The 16,626-nt window shown below is 63.8% G+C and carries 15 protein-coding genes; 6 read left to right on the top strand and 9 right to left on the bottom strand.

The features are described from left to right. The first annotated feature begins 94 nt into the window (after nucleotides 1-94). The 5 genes from ACQVLG_RS18100 (at nucleotide 95) to dbpA (ending at nucleotide 6,338) form a co-directional block, all read left to right on the top strand. Nucleotides 95-1,456 (top strand): TonB-dependent siderophore receptor, encoded by a 1,362-nt coding sequence (locus tag ACQVLG_RS18100; RefSeq protein WP_474290507.1) that lies wholly within the window; start codon nucleotides 95-97, stop codon nucleotides 1,454-1,456. Next, complete coding sequence (locus tag ACQVLG_RS18095) at nucleotides 1,453-2,589, top strand: TonB-dependent siderophore receptor (protein ID WP_474290506.1); 1,137 nt, start codon at nucleotides 1,453-1,455, stop codon at nucleotides 2,587-2,589. The genes ACQVLG_RS18100 and ACQVLG_RS18095 overlap by 4 nt, the downstream gene beginning before the upstream one ends. A 101-nt stretch (nucleotides 2,590-2,690) precedes the next feature. Next, entirely contained in the window at nucleotides 2,691-4,355 is a 1,665-nt protein-coding gene (locus ACQVLG_RS18090; protein ID WP_474290505.1) for an acid phosphatase, read from the top strand. A 205-nt stretch (nucleotides 4,356-4,560) separates the two neighbouring features. Continuing rightward, complete coding sequence (locus ACQVLG_RS18085; RefSeq protein WP_070223821.1) at nucleotides 4,561-4,797, top strand: hypothetical protein; 237 nt, start codon at nucleotides 4,561-4,563, stop codon at nucleotides 4,795-4,797. Nucleotides 4,798-4,910: 113 nt separating this feature from the next. Then, nucleotides 4,911-6,338, top strand: a complete 1,428-nt coding sequence (dbpA, locus tag ACQVLG_RS18080) for an ATP-dependent RNA helicase DbpA (protein WP_474290504.1) — start codon at nucleotides 4,911-4,913, stop codon at nucleotides 6,336-6,338. A 47-nt stretch (nucleotides 6,339-6,385) separates the two neighbouring features. Here dbpA and ACQVLG_RS18075 read toward each other — a convergent pair whose 3' ends face one another. The 4 genes from ACQVLG_RS18075 to ACQVLG_RS18060 form a co-directional block, all read right to left on the bottom strand. Beyond that, entirely contained in the window at nucleotides 6,386-6,868 is a 483-nt protein-coding gene (locus ACQVLG_RS18075; protein WP_474290503.1) for a hypothetical protein, read from the bottom strand. Further along, complete coding sequence (locus ACQVLG_RS18070; RefSeq protein ID WP_474290501.1) at nucleotides 6,861-7,439, bottom strand: hypothetical protein; 579 nt, start codon at nucleotides 7,437-7,439, stop codon at nucleotides 6,861-6,863. The genes ACQVLG_RS18075 and ACQVLG_RS18070 overlap by 8 nt, the downstream gene beginning before the upstream one ends. A 42-nt stretch (nucleotides 7,440-7,481) precedes the next feature. After that, nucleotides 7,482-8,858, bottom strand: a complete 1,377-nt coding sequence (gene cysS / locus ACQVLG_RS18065) for a cysteine--tRNA ligase (protein WP_474290499.1) — start codon at nucleotides 8,856-8,858, stop codon at nucleotides 7,482-7,484. A gap of 236 nt (nucleotides 8,859-9,094) precedes the next feature. After that, on the bottom strand, nucleotides 9,095-10,246 hold the full coding sequence (locus ACQVLG_RS18060; protein WP_230542445.1) for an MFS transporter: 1,152 nt from the start codon (nucleotides 10,244-10,246) through the stop codon (nucleotides 9,095-9,097). 228 nt (nucleotides 10,247-10,474) lie between these two features. Between ACQVLG_RS18060 and ACQVLG_RS18055 the strand changes: the two genes are divergently transcribed. Beyond that, nucleotides 10,475-11,302: an AraC family transcriptional regulator gene (locus ACQVLG_RS18055; RefSeq protein WP_474290497.1), complete on the top strand. Its 828-nt coding sequence runs from the start codon at nucleotides 10,475-10,477 to the stop codon at nucleotides 11,300-11,302. Nucleotides 11,303-11,333: 31 nt separating this feature from the next. Here ACQVLG_RS18055 and aqpZ read toward each other — a convergent pair whose 3' ends face one another. The 5 genes from aqpZ to earP all read right to left on the bottom strand — a co-directional run bounded on the left by aqpZ (nucleotide 11,334) and on the right by earP (nucleotide 16,577). Then, nucleotides 11,334-12,023, bottom strand: coding sequence for an aquaporin Z (gene aqpZ / locus ACQVLG_RS18050; protein WP_034778070.1), 690 nt, complete (start codon nucleotides 12,021-12,023; stop codon nucleotides 11,334-11,336). A gap of 404 nt (nucleotides 12,024-12,427) precedes the next feature. After that, nucleotides 12,428-12,886 carry an Ivy family c-type lysozyme inhibitor gene (locus tag ACQVLG_RS18045; RefSeq protein ID WP_230542434.1) on the bottom strand — a complete coding sequence of 153 codons (459 nt, stop codon included), beginning with the start codon at nucleotides 12,884-12,886 and terminating at the stop codon, nucleotides 12,428-12,430. Between the two features lie 65 nt (nucleotides 12,887-12,951). Continuing rightward, nucleotides 12,952-14,538: an amidase family protein gene (locus ACQVLG_RS18040; RefSeq protein ID WP_474290495.1), complete on the bottom strand. Its 1,587-nt coding sequence runs from the start codon at nucleotides 14,536-14,538 to the stop codon at nucleotides 12,952-12,954. A gap of 158 nt (nucleotides 14,539-14,696) precedes the next feature. Then, complete coding sequence (locus ACQVLG_RS18035) at nucleotides 14,697-15,272, bottom strand: elongation factor P (protein WP_034758247.1); 576 nt, start codon at nucleotides 15,270-15,272, stop codon at nucleotides 14,697-14,699. Between the two features lie 135 nt (nucleotides 15,273-15,407). Further along, nucleotides 15,408-16,577 carry an elongation factor P maturation arginine rhamnosyltransferase EarP gene (earP, locus tag ACQVLG_RS18030; RefSeq protein ID WP_474290493.1) on the bottom strand — a complete coding sequence of 390 codons (1,170 nt, stop codon included), beginning with the start codon at nucleotides 16,575-16,577 and terminating at the stop codon, nucleotides 15,408-15,410. Nucleotides 16,578-16,626: the final 49 nt, after the last annotated feature.

The raw sequence follows: 16,626 nt of genomic DNA, 5'->3' as shown, positions 1-16,626 counted from the left end.
TTTTTGACGCCAGCGAAAAAAAAGTACCCGCTTTCGATTCTCGCGTGACCTGTGTAGGCAACGTTCTTTTTGACGACTACACCACAAGGTAACCATGTCTCCAGTCATTCACTCCCAGCCGCGCATCAAGCGCATGGCGCATGCCATTCAACTCGTCTGCATCGGTTCGGCCCTGCTGCTGAATATCCCCGCGCCAGCCCTGGCGCAGGAAAGCGCCGCAGCGCCAGCGGCGAGCCAGGACTTCCAGGTGCCGGCCGGCGACCTGGCGGCGGCGCTGCGCCAGGTCGCCAGCCAGTCCCGGGTCATCCTCAGTTTTACCCCGGAACAGACGCGCGGCAAGACGTCTGCCGGTTTGAGCGGCCGCCACGACGTGCTGGCCGCCCTGAACGGCGTGCTGCGCGGCACCGGACTGAAGGCCGAACGCAGCGCCAATGGCAGCTACGTGCTGCGCCCGGCCGATGCGGTGGCAGGTGGCGAGGCGCTGTCGATGATGCCGGAGGTGTCGGTCAAGGCGCAGCAGGATGCGACGGAAGGCTCGGGCGCGTATGTCTCGCCCCTGCCGATCGCCACGGCCACGCCGCTGGGCCTGTCCGTAAAGGAAACGCCGCAATCGGTCAGCGTCATCACGCAGCAGCGCATGCAGGACCAGGGCTTGAGCACGATCGCGCAGGTCATGGCACAAACGCCGGGCATCACCCTGTTCTCGCTGGGCAGCGAGCGCACGGGCTTTACTTCGCGCGGCTATTCGATCACCAATTACCAGCTCGATGGCGTCAGCACGCACTCGGAAACCATGGGCCTCAATGCGATACCGTCGCAAAGCCTGGCCGACATGGCGCTGTACGACCGCATCGAAGTGCTGCGCGGCGCCTCGGGCCTGATGACGGGCGCGGGCGACGCGTCGGGCGCCATCAACATGGTGCGCAAGAAACCGACGGCGCAGTTCCAGGCCGCCGTCGAGGGCGAGCTTGGCTCCTACGATGAACGGCGCGCCATGGCCGACATCTCGGGTCCGCTGAACGAGGCGCGCACGGTGCGCGGCCGCCTGGTGACTGTGTACGAGGAAGGCGACAGCATCATCGACAACTACAGCCACGATAAAAAAGTCGTGTATGGCGTGGTCGAGGCGGATCTCTCCGCCGACACGAAGCTGACGGCCGGCGTCACGCACCAGCGCAAGCGCTCGGACGGTTCCCTCTCCTACCTGGGCTTCCCCCTGTTCTACAGCAATGGCGCCATGACGGACCTGCCCCGCTCCTTCAGCCCGGCGGCCAGGTCGAATCGCTTCAACACCAATTCAACCGACATCTTCGCCACCTTGGAACACGCGCTGACAAACGACTGGAAGCTGAAAATCTCGGCCAACCGCGTGCAGTCGTCGCAGGAGGAGCGCGCCGTCTACATGAACGTGAGCGCTGGCTTCCCCGACCAGGCACGGGCGATGGCCTGGGTTTGAGCGCCGACTACCGCGATTACCAGCTGAAGGTCAACAGCGTGGACGTCAACGTGCGCGGGCCGTTCAGCGCCTTCGGCCGCCAGCACGAGCTGGTGCTGGGCATGGACTACAGCGAATTTCAAAGCAAGACGGATGGCCGCTTCGACTGGAGCATCCAGGGCAGCGGCGTCAACCTGTACCGCTGGAATCGCCTGGCAACGCCCGTGTTTGGCGATACCTACGTCACCTACGACAGCACGCGCCGCCAGGCCAGCGCGTATGCAGCCACGCGCCTCAACCTTTCCGAGCGCCTGAAACTGATCGCCGGCGCCAAGGTGCTGCGCTACAGCGAGAACTACATCTCGGACGCGCCTGCCGAACCCTTTTACAGCGCGTCGCCAGCGTCGGAAAGCCGCGTCATCACGCCGTATGGCGGCCTGGTGTTCGACATCGACGGCACGCACAGCGCCTACGCCAGCTACTCCACCATCCATCAGCCGCAAGCATCGCAAGACCGCTACGGCAAGCTGCTGGCGCCGCGCGAAGGCAAGACCTTGGAAGCGGGCATCAAGAGCGGCTGGTTCGATGGCCGCCTGAACACGGCTGCCGCGCTGTACCAGATCCGCCAGAAGAACCTGGCCGAATCGGATCCCGGCTACTACGTGCCTGGCACAAAGATTTCCGCCAACCGCGCCATCAAGGGCGCCAGGACCCAGGGCGTGGACCTGGAAGCGACGGGCGCGCTGACGCCGGACTGGAACATCTCGGCTTCGTGGTCCTACAGCCAGACGGAAAACAATACCGGCAAGGCCATCCTGACCACCTTCCCGCGCCACCTGGTGAAACTGTGGACCACTTACCGGCTGCCCGGCGAACTGCATCGCCTGACGGTGGGCGGCGGCGTAAACTGGCAAAGCCGCGTGTACTCGGATATTGAGGCGTGGCAGATCGAACGCACCCTGCACTGGCAGCAGAATTCCTACGCCGTGGCCAGCCTGATGGCGCGCTATGACGTCAACGACAGGCTGTCGGCCACCGTCAACGTGGCCAACCTGTTCGACAAGCAGTACACAGCCTCGATATCGGACTGGTGGTACTCGGGCATGTATGGTTCAGCGCGCAAGGTGGCGCTAAGCGTGCGCTATCAATTCTAGGGCAGGCTGAATATTTCACATTGGCGCAGGGCCGGTGATACAATTTTCTGCTTCACGGGCACAGACACTGCCCGTGCCACAGAATCACCCAAGGAGAATGTGTGAAGGACCTCGCCCCCGCCCTGCCAGCCGATCCGGCCGACCAACCCGCCAATCCCGCGCGCCGCCGGATTTTCCAGGCCGCTTCCGCAGTCGGCCTGGCCACCAGCCTGCCGGCGCTGGCCGACGCCGCGCCAGCCAGGAAGACCATCGCCAAGGGTTCGCTCGACGCGAAACTCAAGGCGCACGTCAAGAACGTGGTCGTGATCTACCTGGAAAACCGCAGCTTCAACAACCTGTTCGCCAACTTCCCCGGCACCAGCGCGCCCCTGTCCGCCGTCACGGCGGAACAGGCGCAGCAGATGGACCGCGACGGCAAGCCGCTGGCCACCCTGCCGAAGATCTGGGGCGGCCTGGTGCCGAACCAGCAAAATATCGGCGGCATCGATTACCTGATCAAGGAAGACCAAATTTCCGGCCTGCCGAACGCGCCCTACAAGCTGAGCGACGCGGCCGGCAAGCCCCTGCCCGAGAGCATCATCACGCGCGACCTCGTGCACCGCTTCTACAACAACCAGATGCAGATCAACGGCGGCAAGAACGACGGCTTTGCCGCGTGGGCCGACAGCGGCGGCCTGGTGATGGGCCACTACGGCGAAACGTCGAAAAACCTGAACCTGTGGCAGATCGCCGAGCAGTACACGCTGTGCGACAATTTCTTCATGGCGGCCTTCGGCGGCTCCTATATGAACCACCAGTTCCTCGTCACGGGCCGCGCCAACGAATATTTCAATGCTGCCGAGACGGCGGCGAAGAAAAAGATCGCCGTGCTGTCCGACGGCCCGCAAGGCGTGCGCCTGGCCATCTCGCCCGACTGCCCCGCCTCCGCGCTGGACGGCAAGCCGAAATACGTGAACGACGGCGCCCTCACGCCGGACGGCTATGCCGTCAATACCATGGCGCCGCCATATCAACCGAGCTACGTCCGCCCCGCCTTCGACGGCGATCCGCTGCATGCCGACCCGGCCGACGCGAATACCCTGCCGCCGCAAACCTACGACACCATCGGCGATCTGCTGTCGCGCAAGGGCGTCAGCTGGGCGTGGTATGGCGGCGGCTGGCAAGCGGCGCTCGACCACAAGGGCGGCGGCAGCAAGCCGAACTTCCAGTTTCACCACCAGCCGCTGAACTACTTCAAGCAGTTCGCGCCGGGCACCGCGGCGCGCGCCGAACACCTGCGCGACGGCGGCACGGGCGACAGCCCGATCTCGAACAAATTCCTCGCCGCCGCCGTGGCGGGCAAGCTGCCGGCCGTGACCTTCTACAAGCCGCAGGGCAATCTGAACCTGCACGCCGGTTACTCGGACATCGAATCGGGCGACCAGCACGTGGCCAACATCATCCAGCATCTGAAGGAATCGCCGCAGTGGAAGGACATGATCGTGGTGATCACGTTCGACGAGAACGGCGGCTGGTGGGATCACGTGGCGCCGCCAAAGGGCGACCGCTGGGGTCCGGGCACGCGCATTCCCGCCATCGTCGTCTCGCCGTACGCGAAAAAAGGCGCCGTCGACCACAGTTTTTATGACACGACGTCGATCCTGCGCCTGATCACGCGCCTGCACGACCTGCCGCTGCTCGAAGGGCTGAAAGTGCGCAACGATGCCTTCGCGTCAAGAGGAGCACTGCCGCCGGGCGACCTGACGGGCGCCCTCAGCTTCCGCTAAGCCTCCCACAATGCGGCACGCCTGTGATACACTGCGTGCCGCACTTAAATCCGCAGGAGAAGTTTTCCTGCAGCTTGTCCCAACAATGAGCCCGACTCCAGTAGCCGGGCTTTTGTTTTGTGGATGAAGTGAAAGCGTATTGACATAGGCGGGCAGCACCTTGCCCGCCCCTTGGCTTACACAGGCCAGGGACAGAGGTTAGCAAATGAGAGATAAAAAAGACAACGCCACCATCGACTTGCCCGGTTTCGGTCCGCCGCCAGCGCTCGAGGCGCCAGAGCCGGCGCCGGAGCCGCAGCGCCGCGCGCGTGCGCGCAAGGTGGCTTTGAAGCAGGTGCAGCTCGAATTGCTGGAGCCGACCGACGCCACGGGCCTGCCCGTATGGACGCGCGACGCCGGCCTCGATCTGACCGGCCTGCCCATCTGGGCGCCTGACAATTAGTACCCCAACGCCAGCGGCCGTTTGCCGCCGGCTTCCACACCACCATCCGCACAAGGGCGTAGAACGCCTGTAGACTGTGCCCATCCACCCGCTTTTTACCGGCTCCGCCCTTTATGAACACCTCCACCACTGCCACCACCTCTTTTTCCAGCCTGCCGCTGACGCCCGCCTTTTTGGCCAACCTGGACTCGCTCGGCTACCACGAGATGACCACCATCCAGGCGCAAAGCCTGCCGGCGGTGCTCGATGGCCGCGACCTGATCGCACAAGCGAAAACGGGCAGCGGCAAGACGGCCGCCTTCGGCATCGGCATCCTGCACAAGCTCAATCCGGCCTGGTTTGCCGTGCAGGGCCTGGTGCTGTGCCCCACGCGAGAACTGGCCGACCAGGTGGCCAATGAGCTGCGCCGCCTGGCCCGCGCGGCCGGCAACATCAAGATCCTGACCCTGACGGGCGGCGCGCCGATGCGCCCGCAGATCGCCTCGCTGGAACACGGCGCCCACATCGTCGTCGGCACGCCGGGCCGTTTGCGCGACCACCTGGGCCGCGGCACCATCAACCTGAACCACGTGCAGACGCTGGTGCTCGATGAAGCGGACCGCATGACGGACATGGGCTTTTACGAGGAAATCGCCGGCATCGTCAGCGCCTGCCCGGCGCGCCGCCAGACCCTGCTGTTCTCGGCCACGTACCCGGAAGACATCCGCCGCGCCACGGCGTCGTTCCTCGTCAATCCGCTGGAAGTGACGGTCGAGGCGCAGCACGACAACGACAAGATCGAACAGCGCTTCTATGAAATCGGCTTCGACGAGCGCAATGGCGCCGTCGGCAAGCTATTAAAACACTTCAAGCCGGAATCGACCCTGGCATTCTGCAATACCAAGGTGCATTGCCGCGAACTGGCCGACGAACTGCGCCAGCAAGGTTTTTCCGCGCTGGCCCTGTATGGCGAGCTGGAACAGCGCGAGCGCGATGAAATCCTCGTGCTGTTCGCCAACCGCAGCTGCTCCGTGCTGGTGGCCACCGACGTCGCCGCGCGCGGCCTCGATATATCCGACCTGGGCGCCGTGATCAACGTCGACGTCTCGAAGGACACGGAAGTGCACATCCACCGCATCGGCCGCACGGGCCGCGGCAGCAAGAAGGGCCTGGCCCTGTCGCTGTGCGCGCCGAACGAGAAAAAATGGGTCAAGCTGATCGAGCAATACCAGAACAGCGCCGCCGAATGGCACGACCTGAAGGAACTGGCGGAAGATGACGGAATCGAGGCGCTGCCGGCGCCGATGGTCACCCTGTGCATCATGGGCGGTAAGAAGGACAAGCTGCGTCCGGGCGACTTGCTGGGCGCACTGACGGGCGACGCGGGCCTGACGAAGGAACAAGTGGGCAAGATCAACGTATTCGAGTTCATGACCTACGTGGCGCTCGACCGCAAGGTGGCCGAAGCGGCCTTCAAGCGCCTCAACGCCGGTAACTCCCTGGGCCGCGACTTCGGCAACATCAAGGGCCGCAGCTTCAAGATGCGCTTTATCGAGGCGTAAGCAGCGCCAGCGCACGCAGGGCCGCCATGGCCTTGCGTCCCGGGTAGCTATCCCACGCGGGATAGCGCCTGCGGTAGTGGCAGTTCCAGTAGCACGACGGCGCGCCGCTCCAGGGTGGCCAGATACGCGGGGTTCTCCCGCAGGTAGCGCGCCAGCGCATCCGTATTCCAGGCCGGCAGCGCCGCGCCGATTCTCTCCACGATCTCCAGCACGTACTCGCCGCACAGGTGCACGACGAAGGGCACCGTCCACGCCCGCTCCTGCAGCAACAACTGTTTTACACACGCTTCGCGCAAATGGCCGTCATGGTGGCGCGTGCCCAGGCACAGGGCGAGCACGCCCGCGTCGCCGGGCAGCCGCGTACAGGCCAGCAGCCGCTCGCGGTCGTAGTAAGTGCGCGTCGGGATCAGCAAGGCCTCGCCATTCTGGCGCACGGCAAATGGCGGGTGTGCCCGGCCGCTCCCCAGCACGGGCAGCAGCTGCGCCAGCGTGTCTGCCAAGGCCGCGGGAAAGGCATCCGCTTCAGCCATCGCGCCCCTCCCGGCACACCTTGCGCACGCCCAAGGCAGGTTTATCCACCTTTTCAAAGATCACGTTCGAATACCATGCGGCAGGATCGCCTTCGGTCGGCTTGCCCAGCGAAATATGGTAGCCGCCATGGGTGAACAGGGCCGTCGTTTCCTTGCCTGGCGTGAGCCCCTGCAGGAAGGCCGGCCAGGCCGCCTTGTCGACTGGCGTAAAACGCGCGGCCAGCAGCGCCAGCAAGCGCGCGTGCGTGGCTGGCGCATACGGAAACAGATACAGGTATTCGACCAGTTCGCCGCCATCGGCCAGGCGCGTGACGGCGGCCGTCGCCGCATCGACCGTCCCCTCGTCGCCGCCAAAGCGGCACAAGGTGCCGCCGCTGTAGGCGAAATCGATGACGGTCGCCGGCGCGCACGCCTGCCGTTCCCGGTCGATACCGGCGGGTGGCAGCGCGCGCACTTGCGCCAGCAGCGTTTCGCCGGACGTGGCCAGCACGGGAAAGCCCGGACACTCGCTGGCCGCCTGCACGCAGGAATAGGCCAGGCAACAACTCAGTAACAGCAAACGGCGCTTCACGGCATCTCCAGTTTCATCAGGCGGCCATTATGCAGGACATCTTCACAAAGGCCGCGCCTGTTGCCCTTGCGGCGTATCGTCGATGTCGAAGCCCGCCGCGCGCGCCAGTGCGCGCAAACGGTCCGCCTCGGCCCACTGGCGCTGCGCGCGGGCGACGCTGCGCTGCGCCAGCCACGCCTGCACCTGCTGCGGCACTTCCACCTGCGCCGGCTGCCAGGCCAGCAAGTCCAGCCCCAGTGCCTCGTCGAAGCGGGCCATGGTCGCTTTTTTCACGGCGTCGGGCAGGCCGCTTTTCAGCAGCTCCCAGGCCACAGCCAGCGCGCGCGGATAATTCAAGTCATCGTTGATGCAGGTCATAAAACGCGCCAGCCACGTCGCATCGGCCTCGCCGCCCGCATCCCCCAGGCCATGCACGGCCACGCGCAGGCGCGCCAGGCCGCTGCCGGCGGCGCGCAGGGCTTCATCCGTGAAATTGAGGCTGCTGCGGTAGTGGGCGCCCAGGCACAGATAGCGGTAGGCCAGCGGGTCGACGCCCTGCTCCGCCAGGCTTTGCAGACGCAAAAAGTCGCCCGAGGATTTCGACATCTTCGCCTCCTGCGTCTTGAGGAAGGCGCCATGCAGCCAGAAGTTGGCCAGGCGCGTGCCGTGGCGCGCTTCCGTCTGCGCGATCTCGTTGCTGTGGTGGACGGCCACATGGTCTTCGCCGCCGCAATGGATGTCGAAATACGTGCCCAGGTGCTTTTCCGCCATGGCCGAGCATTCGATGTGCCAGCCGGGAAAGCCCAGGCCCCACGGGCTGTCCCATTCCATCTGCCGCTGGCCCGGCACGCCGCTGAACTTCCACAGCGCGAAGTCGCAGATGTCGCGCTTCTCGCCCAGGTCCACCCGCTTGCCCGCCTGCAGGCCATCGCGGTTCAGGCGCGCAAGCTGGCCGTAGCTGTCCTGGCGCGCCGTGTCGAAATAGATGCCGTCGGCCGTGCGGTAGGTATAGCCCTTCGCTTCCAGGTCGAGGATAAAGGCGATCTGTTCCGCGATATGGTCGGTGGCGCGGCACCAGACGGTGGGCGGCAGGATATTGAGCTGGCGCAAATCATCTTCAAACGCGCGCGTGAATGCGGCGGCGATGTCCCATGCCGACTCGCCGCTGCGCCGGCTGCGCGCTTCGACCTTGTCGTCGCCGCTGTCCGCGTCCGACGTCAAATGCCCCACGTCCGTGATGTTCATCACGTGGCGCACCTGCAAGCCGTTGAATGCGAGCGCGCGGCGCAGGCCGTCAACGAACAGATAGGTGCGCAGGTTGCCGATGTGCGCATAGTCGTAGACGGTGGGACCGCAGGCGTACAGGCCCGCCTGGCCGGGGGCGATGGGTTCAAACGGGCGCAGGCTGCGCGCATAGGTATCGTACAGATGCAGTGTCATGCGGGTCCTTCCTGAGTGGCGCGGAAAAAGAAAATGGCCACAGGTTTTTCAACACTGTGGCCATCGAATGAGGAGCAAGACGTTAGCGGCGCCTAGCCGCATCCTCACGGAGCCAGGCACGCGGACACGGCGCAGCAGCGGCGCCGGATGCAAAAACTGGAGGGAGGATGAAAGTGATCATGGGACGAATATCGCATGCGCGCGGGCGGGCCGTCAAGCCCTCCCGCGTCAGCCGCTTATTTTTTCGCCTGCTCGATATGCGGCAGCAGTACCGTCAATATGCCCAGCAGCGGCAGGTAGGAGCAGATTTTATACACGTAGGCGATGCCTGCCACGTCGGCCAGGTGGCCCATGGCGGCCGCCGCGATGCCGGACACGCCGAACATCAGGCCGAAGAAGATGCCCGCGATCATGCCCACCTTGCCCGGCACCAGCTCTTGCGCGAAGACGACGATGGCGGAAAAGGCGGAAGAAATCACGAAACCGATGATCACCGTCAATACGGCCGTCCAGAACAGGTCAACATAGGGCAGCAGCAGGGTGAATGGCGCGGCGCCCAGGATGGAAATCCAGATCACGCGCTTGCGGCCGATGCGGTCGCCGATGGGGCCGCCCATGAAGGTGCCGGCCGCCACGGCGGCGAGGAACAGGAACAGGTACAGCTGGGCGTCGCCGAGCGACAGGTGGAATTTGTCGATCAGGTAAAACGTGTAGTAGCTCGACAGGCTGGCCATGTAGATGTACTTCGAGAACACCAGCAGCGCCAGCACGCCCAGCGCGCCAACCACCTTGTTGCGCGACAAGTTCGGGCCATGGCCGCCCGCCTTCGGCTTGAAGCTGGCCAGGTGGCCGCTATACCAGTGGCTGACCTTGTACAGCACGCCGATGGCCAGCACGGCCAGCAAGCTGAACCAGGCGACATTGCCGTGGCCACGGTTCACGATGACGGCGGCCGCCAGCAGCGGCCCCAGCGCGGAGCCCACATTGCCGCCCACCTGGAACAGCGATTGCGCAAAGCCGTAGCGCCCGCCCGAAGCCATGCGCGCCACGCGCGACGCTTCCGGGTGGAAAGTCGAGGAACCGACGCCGATCAGGCCAGCGGCGAGCAGCAGGGTCGGAAAGGTCGAGACGATGGACAGCATCAGCACGCCGGCCAGGGTAAAACACATGCCGACCGGCAACAGGAATGGCAGCGGACGGCGGTCCGTGTACAAGCCGATCCAGGGCTGCAGCAACGATGCCGTGCACTGGAACGTCAGGGTTATGAGGCCGACCTGGGTAAAACTGAGTGAAAACTCGGCTTTCAGCATCGGATAAATCGACGGCAATAATGCCTGGATCAAGTCATTGAGCAAATGCACGAAGGCGACGGCGCCCAGGATGTGCATGGCCAGACCGGATTGTTGTTGGGAACTATGAAGCGATGGCGCCGCCGGCACGGACTTGGCCAATGCCGGGGCAGTTGTGGTTGTGTGCATGTGTCATCCGCAATAATCGGGCTCGGCGGGCGGCCCGTCAAAGAAGCCAGTATAGTATGGTCACTGAACTGATAACTTCCAATAATCGTCGCTTAAGTGACAACTGAGTGACAATCAGGTGAGAATCCAACGCCCCCTATGTACACCCACCACCCCGCCCAGACCCACCCCGATGGCGTGCCGTTCAGCCGCAGCACCAGCTCGCACGATTACCAGCATGTGCCGCGCCCCGTGACGGCCATGTCCAGGCAATACGCGGCGGGCGACTACACGGCGCCGCACAGCCACGTGCGGGCGCAGCTGCTGTATGCGACGGAAGGCGTGATGCGCGTCTCCACCGGGCACGGCGTGTGGATCTTGCCGCCGCGGCGCGCCCTGCTGATTCCCGTGGGCGTCGTGCATGAAGTCCATATCTTGAGCGAACTGAGCATGCGCACCGTGTACATCGATGCGCAGGTGGCGGCTCAATATGGCAGCGATTGCAAGGTACTGGAAGTGAGCCGGCTGCTGCGCGAGCTGATCCTGGCCCTGCTGGCCGAACCGATCGAATATGCGCTGGCGGGACGCGGCGACTGGCTGGCGCATTTGATCCTGTCGGAACTGGCGGCGGCCGATACCGTGCCCCTCGCCATCCCTTGGCCGCGCGACCGCCGCCTGGTGGCCGTGTGCTCGGCCATCATGAGCGCGCCCGGCAGCCGGCGCAGCATCGAGGACTGGGCGCAGGATGCGGGCGCCAGCGCGCGCACCCTGATCCGGTTATTCCCGAAGGAAACGGGCTTGCATTACCGCCAATGGCTGCAGCAAGTCCACCTGGCCGAGGCATTCTGCCGCCTGGACCGGGGCGAAGGCGTGGCCGCCATCGCCTATGCGCTGGGCTACGCCAGCCCCAGCGCCTTCAGCGCCATGTTCCGCCGCATCCTGGGCCGCACGCCGCAGCATTACCTGAGCGAATGGCGCGCCGCGTAGGCGGGCAAGCGCCGCTGCCGGCATTGTCGGCTTACTCCTTCTCGCCCGCAATCAAGCGGTAGGCCAGCGCCCCCAGCAAGGCGCCGATGATCGGTGCCAGCCAGAACAGCCACAGCTGGCTAGTGGCCCAGTCGCCCACGTACAGCGCCACGCCCGTGCTGCGGGCCGGGTTGACCGAGGTATTCGTCACGGGGATGCTGATCAGGTGGATCAGGGTCAGCGCCAGGCCGATCGGCAACGGAGCGAAGCCGGCCGGCGCGCGCTTGTCGGTGGCGCCCAGGATGACGATCAGGAAGAACATCGTCAGCACGATTTCAATCACCAGCGCCGACAGCATCGAATAGCCGCCCGGCGAATGGGCGCCGAAGCCGTTCGAGGCAAAGCCCTTGCTGACATCGAAACCGGCCTGGCCGCTGGCGATCACATACAGCACGCCGCCGGCCACGATGGCGCCCAGCACTTGCGCGATGATGTAAGGCAACAGTTGATTGGCGGGAAAGCGGCCGCCGGCCCACAGGCCGATCGAGACGGCAGGATTCAGGTGGCAACCCGAGATGTGGCCGATGGCGTAAGCCATGGTCAGCACCGTCAGGCCAAACGCCAGTGCCACGCCGGCAAAGCCGATGCCGAGGCCGGGGAAGGCTGCGGCCAGCACGGCGCTGCCGCAACCGCCCAGTACCAGCCAGAACGTGCCGAGGAACTCGGCGCCATATTGTTTCATGATGTATTCCTTTAAAGTGACGAGAAAACGTGCCAGGGACGACCAATCGGACCGCTCACCACCTTTGCCCCGCCCAGGGGCGACGGCAAAGCACAGCACCAGCAACGCATGCTGCAGAGCGCGCATAATGACATGACATCATTATCAATGCAACATTATTTCGTATAATAATGTTAATAGTTCTCTTGACACCTAAAGGTTGTTTTGATAATTCTCATGGCGCGGGGCGGCGCATGTATTTTTGCGGCGCCTCCTGTGGCGCAAAACCAAAGCCCGCATACAGGCCATGCGCGTTATCGATGCCCTTGCGCCGCGCTTCCATTACGACTGCCCGCTCAGGTAGCGGTCGATCATGGGCACGTCCAGCTCGTCGCGCTCGCTGGAAATACGCAGTGGCGCGCGCATCAGTTCTTGTACAGCAAATCGGCTTCGGCGATGCTGGGCTCGCCGAAATACACGGTGCGCAAGCCGCCCTTGGCATCGCTGCCCATGTACACGCCCGTCATGCTGTGCGTGGCCGGGTCGTACAGGATGGAGTAGCGGTGGCCGCAATTGTGCGGTTCGCAGACGCTGCTCAGCAGGCGCGCCTTGCCGTCGATCTCGACGGGCTTGAGCGGACTGGCCACGCCATCGGGCACCCAGCGCTGCCGCTTCAGGCCAGCTTTTTTCAGGCCCACATTAAAAGCCTTGCGAAAGGCGTAGTCCGCCTTGTAGACATCGGGGAAATACGGGCAGGTATGGCCACCGTCGCAGCTTTGCGCTTGCTCAATAAGCGACAGCTTGGGCGTCCGGGCTTGTGCCGGCATGGCGGCCAGCGCCACGGCGGCGCCCAGGAACAGGGGGAAGAACAAACGTGCGGACATGCAATCTCCTAAAAGCATCCAATAATGGGTGCAGCATAGCAGAATGGCATGCTTGCGCACCGGCCTCAGGGAGAGCAGCGGATACCGACCACCCCGTTGACCTTGCCTTCCGGCCAGCCCGTCTCGCGCCAGCGGTACACGCCGGGCGCAACGACGATCAACTGCCACTCCACCAGCTTGCCAGCGGCATTGAGGCGGGTTTCATTGTCATAGCGCAAAGTCAGGCTATGCTCCGTTTCCGCCACCACCGTCGCGGCAAAGCGGTTGGTTTCGCCCAGCTTGCTTTTCCACGTGCGGTCATTGAAGATCGCCAGCCGCTGATGATCATCAGACAGCTGCATGCGCGTAAAGTGCCGCGCTTCTTCGCACACACTATTCGTATTCACGCTGTCGGACCAGCTGCCAGACAATTGCGCGGCATCAAAAGGAGTCGGGGCGGCGGACACGGCCGCACTCAGCAGCAAGGTTGCAAGCATAGTTATCGAAAGAAAACGAAAGGAAAAATCATGGCTGGCGCAGCGCCAGCGTGATGCTGACGGCAATGCGGGCGTACGCCGGTGCAAAGTCGCCTGCTCATAGGCATACGCCATCGCGATGAGCTGCATGTCGCCATGGGCAGGGCCGATGAAGGACAAACCGACAGGCAAGCCCCCTGCCATGCCGGCCGGCACCGTGATATGCGGCAAGGCCGACGGTGCCTGCGCTACGCCGTGGCACGTGGGCCCCACCAGCGCATCGAGCCCATGCGAGCCCAGCAACGCTTCGATGCCGCCTGGCCCGGGCGCCGGCGGCGTCTCGACCAGTTCCGCCCCCTGTTCGCGCAACGCCAGCAGCGCCTGCCCGATCACGGCATCGGTCCCGGCGCACAGGCCGAACAGGTGGCGCGCCACGCCGATGCGGCGCCCGTGCAAGCCGGCGGCATCGAACAGCGTGCCATCGGCCAGGCGCTCGCCCGTCAGGGCGGCGAACAGCCAGGCCGCCTCGCGCACGCTGGGCGCCATCGGTCCGGCCGTGGCTGGCTCGCCGTCCTGCTCCGCGGCAGTCCTGCCCGTGGGCTTGATGGCGACCAGGCCGCAGTTTGAAGCAGGCGCGACAATGGAGCCGTCCGCCGCGCTGTCCACGGCCAGGATGGTCAGCCCGGCCCAGCTGGCACTGGCATGCGGCACGCTGACGGCGGCCCACTGGCGCAAATTGCTTTTGCCAATAATGACGGCGCCGGCCGCGCGCAAGCGCGCCGCCACAAAGGAATCGCAGCTGGCCTGCGTGGCCAGGGGCGCCTGCGTGCGCGTCTTCATGCGGTCGCCCGTGGCGATATTGTCGCGCAAGACGATGGGGATGCCGTGCAAGGGGCCGCGCACCTTGTGCACCTGGCGCTCGCGGTCCATTTCCAGCGCGATTTTCAGCGCATCGGGGTTGATTTCAATGCCGGCATAGGCGCGCGCGCCGATGCTGCACAGCGAACGGATGCGCGCCAGGTACTGCGACGTCAGCGCATGGGAACTGAGCTTGCCTGCCTGCATCATCTGCTGTTGCGGCAAGACGCCCGCGTCGAGCAGATGGGCCATGGGACTGGCGGGCGCCGTGGCGCGGGCCAACACGGGACGGGCCGCGCCACGCGACGCGCCACTGCGTAACATCTGACTGCGCTGCATGCTATCTCCAGGAAACTTCAATGTTTCTACCGCAATAATGTTCTAGTCATAGCATAGCAGTCCTTGCAACACAATTGTTGTCGAAGGGAATTATTTTTTAAGCAAAAAAAAACGCTGCCCGAAGGCAGCGTTTCTTGATGATCATGCACTGGGGCGTATCAGTTGCGTACGACACGCTTGTATTCGTTGGTACGGGTGTCGATTTCGATGACGTCGTCCTGTGCCACGAACAGCGGCACTTGCACGGTGTGGCGGTGTGCGTCGATGGCGTTTTCGATCTTGGCTTCTTTCAGGACGTTGCCCGAGGTGTTGCCCTTGACCGCTGGCTCCGAGTACACCACTTGACGGGCGATGGTCGTCGGCAGTTCAACGGAAATAGCCTTGCCGTCGTAGAAAATGGCTTCGCATTCCATGCCATCTTTCAGGTAGTTCAGCGCTTCGCCCAGGTTTTCTTCTTCGATTTCGTACTGGTTGTACTCGGTGTCCATGAAGACGAACAGCGGGTCGGCGAAGTACGAATACGTTACTGGCTTTTTATCCAGAACAACAACGTCGAACTTGTCGTCGCCGCGGAACACGTTTTCCATCGGGGTGTTCGTCAGAAGATTTTTCATCTTCCATTTGTAGGTGAAGCCCGTGCGGCTCGAACCGTTGACATCAGAACGCAACACGATCATTGGCTTGCTGTCGACCATGATGATATTGCCAACACGAATTTCTTTTGCGGGTTTCATAGGAATGTACGTAAAAAGTGGGTTGCATGAAGACCATCTGCCGCCTGTGCGCCATCAGCGCCGCAAGCTTGCGTTTGATCGGTTAAAAATACGTTAGAAATAACCGGGCATTTTACCTTAATTTTTGGCAAGCGCCTATCTCGTCGCGCCAGCGAACGCCAGCAAGTTACTTGCCAGATCGCCATTAGCCTGCATCTGCCGCTGCCAGGCCTGCGCGCGCGCCCCGATGCGCGGCAGATCGGCCTGCAATGCGGGCCACAGCTGCACCCACGGCAAGGCGTCCGCGCTGGCGCCATTCCAGGCCAGCGCCGCCTGCACCAGGCTGTCGATGGCGCCGTCCGCATCGGCCGCATAGCGCTGCAGGAAAGCGCGCAGTTTCACGTGATGCAAGTTTTCATCCTGCAAGTAGATATGCCAGAGAAACGGCCGGCCCGCCCATTGCGCGCGCACGAAGGAATCCTCGCCGCGCACGCAATTGACGTCGCAAGCCCACAGCAGGCAGTCGTAATCGTCTTGCGGCACGAAGGGCAGCACGCGCACGGTGAGCGCGCCGCGCGTGCGCGCCGCACCGGCCACCGCTGCATCGTCGCCGATAAATGCCTGAACATCATCGAACGCGACGCCTTCCGGCACCAGGCATGTCACAGGCTCACTGCCCGCCTGCCACACGCCAAACAACTCGGCGACGGGGGCGGACGGGTAACAGAACAGCGATACTTTCAAGGCAGACATTTCCGCCGGACTCACGCCAAATTGCCCCAGGAATGCCGCCATGGCGCCGGCATCGGCCTGGAATGCCAGCCTTTTTTCGTCGAGCGCCGCTTCGCGCAGCAAACCGCCCGTCTTATCGGTAAAACCGGGAAAGAAGAAATGCTTGATCATGCCGTGACGGGGCGACGTCAGCGCGTGGCAGCCCTCGACCCACTCTTCCGCCGTCAAGCCTTCCAGGTTCAGCCACACGGGATGCGGCGCGCATTGCGCCATGGCGGCGATATAGCCGGGCGGAATGTCGCAGGCAAAAAACTCGATGACGATATCGGCGATATCGGCGGGCGCAAACACGCCATCCTGGCCGCGCCAGTGGCGAACCATGACGCCGGATGCCTGCTGCGCCTCGGCAGCCACATCGATTTCAGGGCAAATGCGCTGAAAACTGGATAAATCATCGACCCACAGGGTAACGGCCACGCCGTGTTCGCCGCTCAACTGCCGCGCGAGGCGCCAGCAAATGCCGATATCGCCGTAGTTGTCGACGACTTTGCAGAAGATGGCCAGGGATGGTGCGCGATCGGTAGGTAGTGGCATAGTCAACGGGAAGAGAAAAACATGGGCATGGCGGCCAATAACAAAAAAG

Source organism: Janthinobacterium sp. TPC_1, assembly GCF_056037845.1.
Note: the sequence above shows the minus strand (reverse complement) of the source record. Positions and strands in the feature narration are given on the sequence as shown.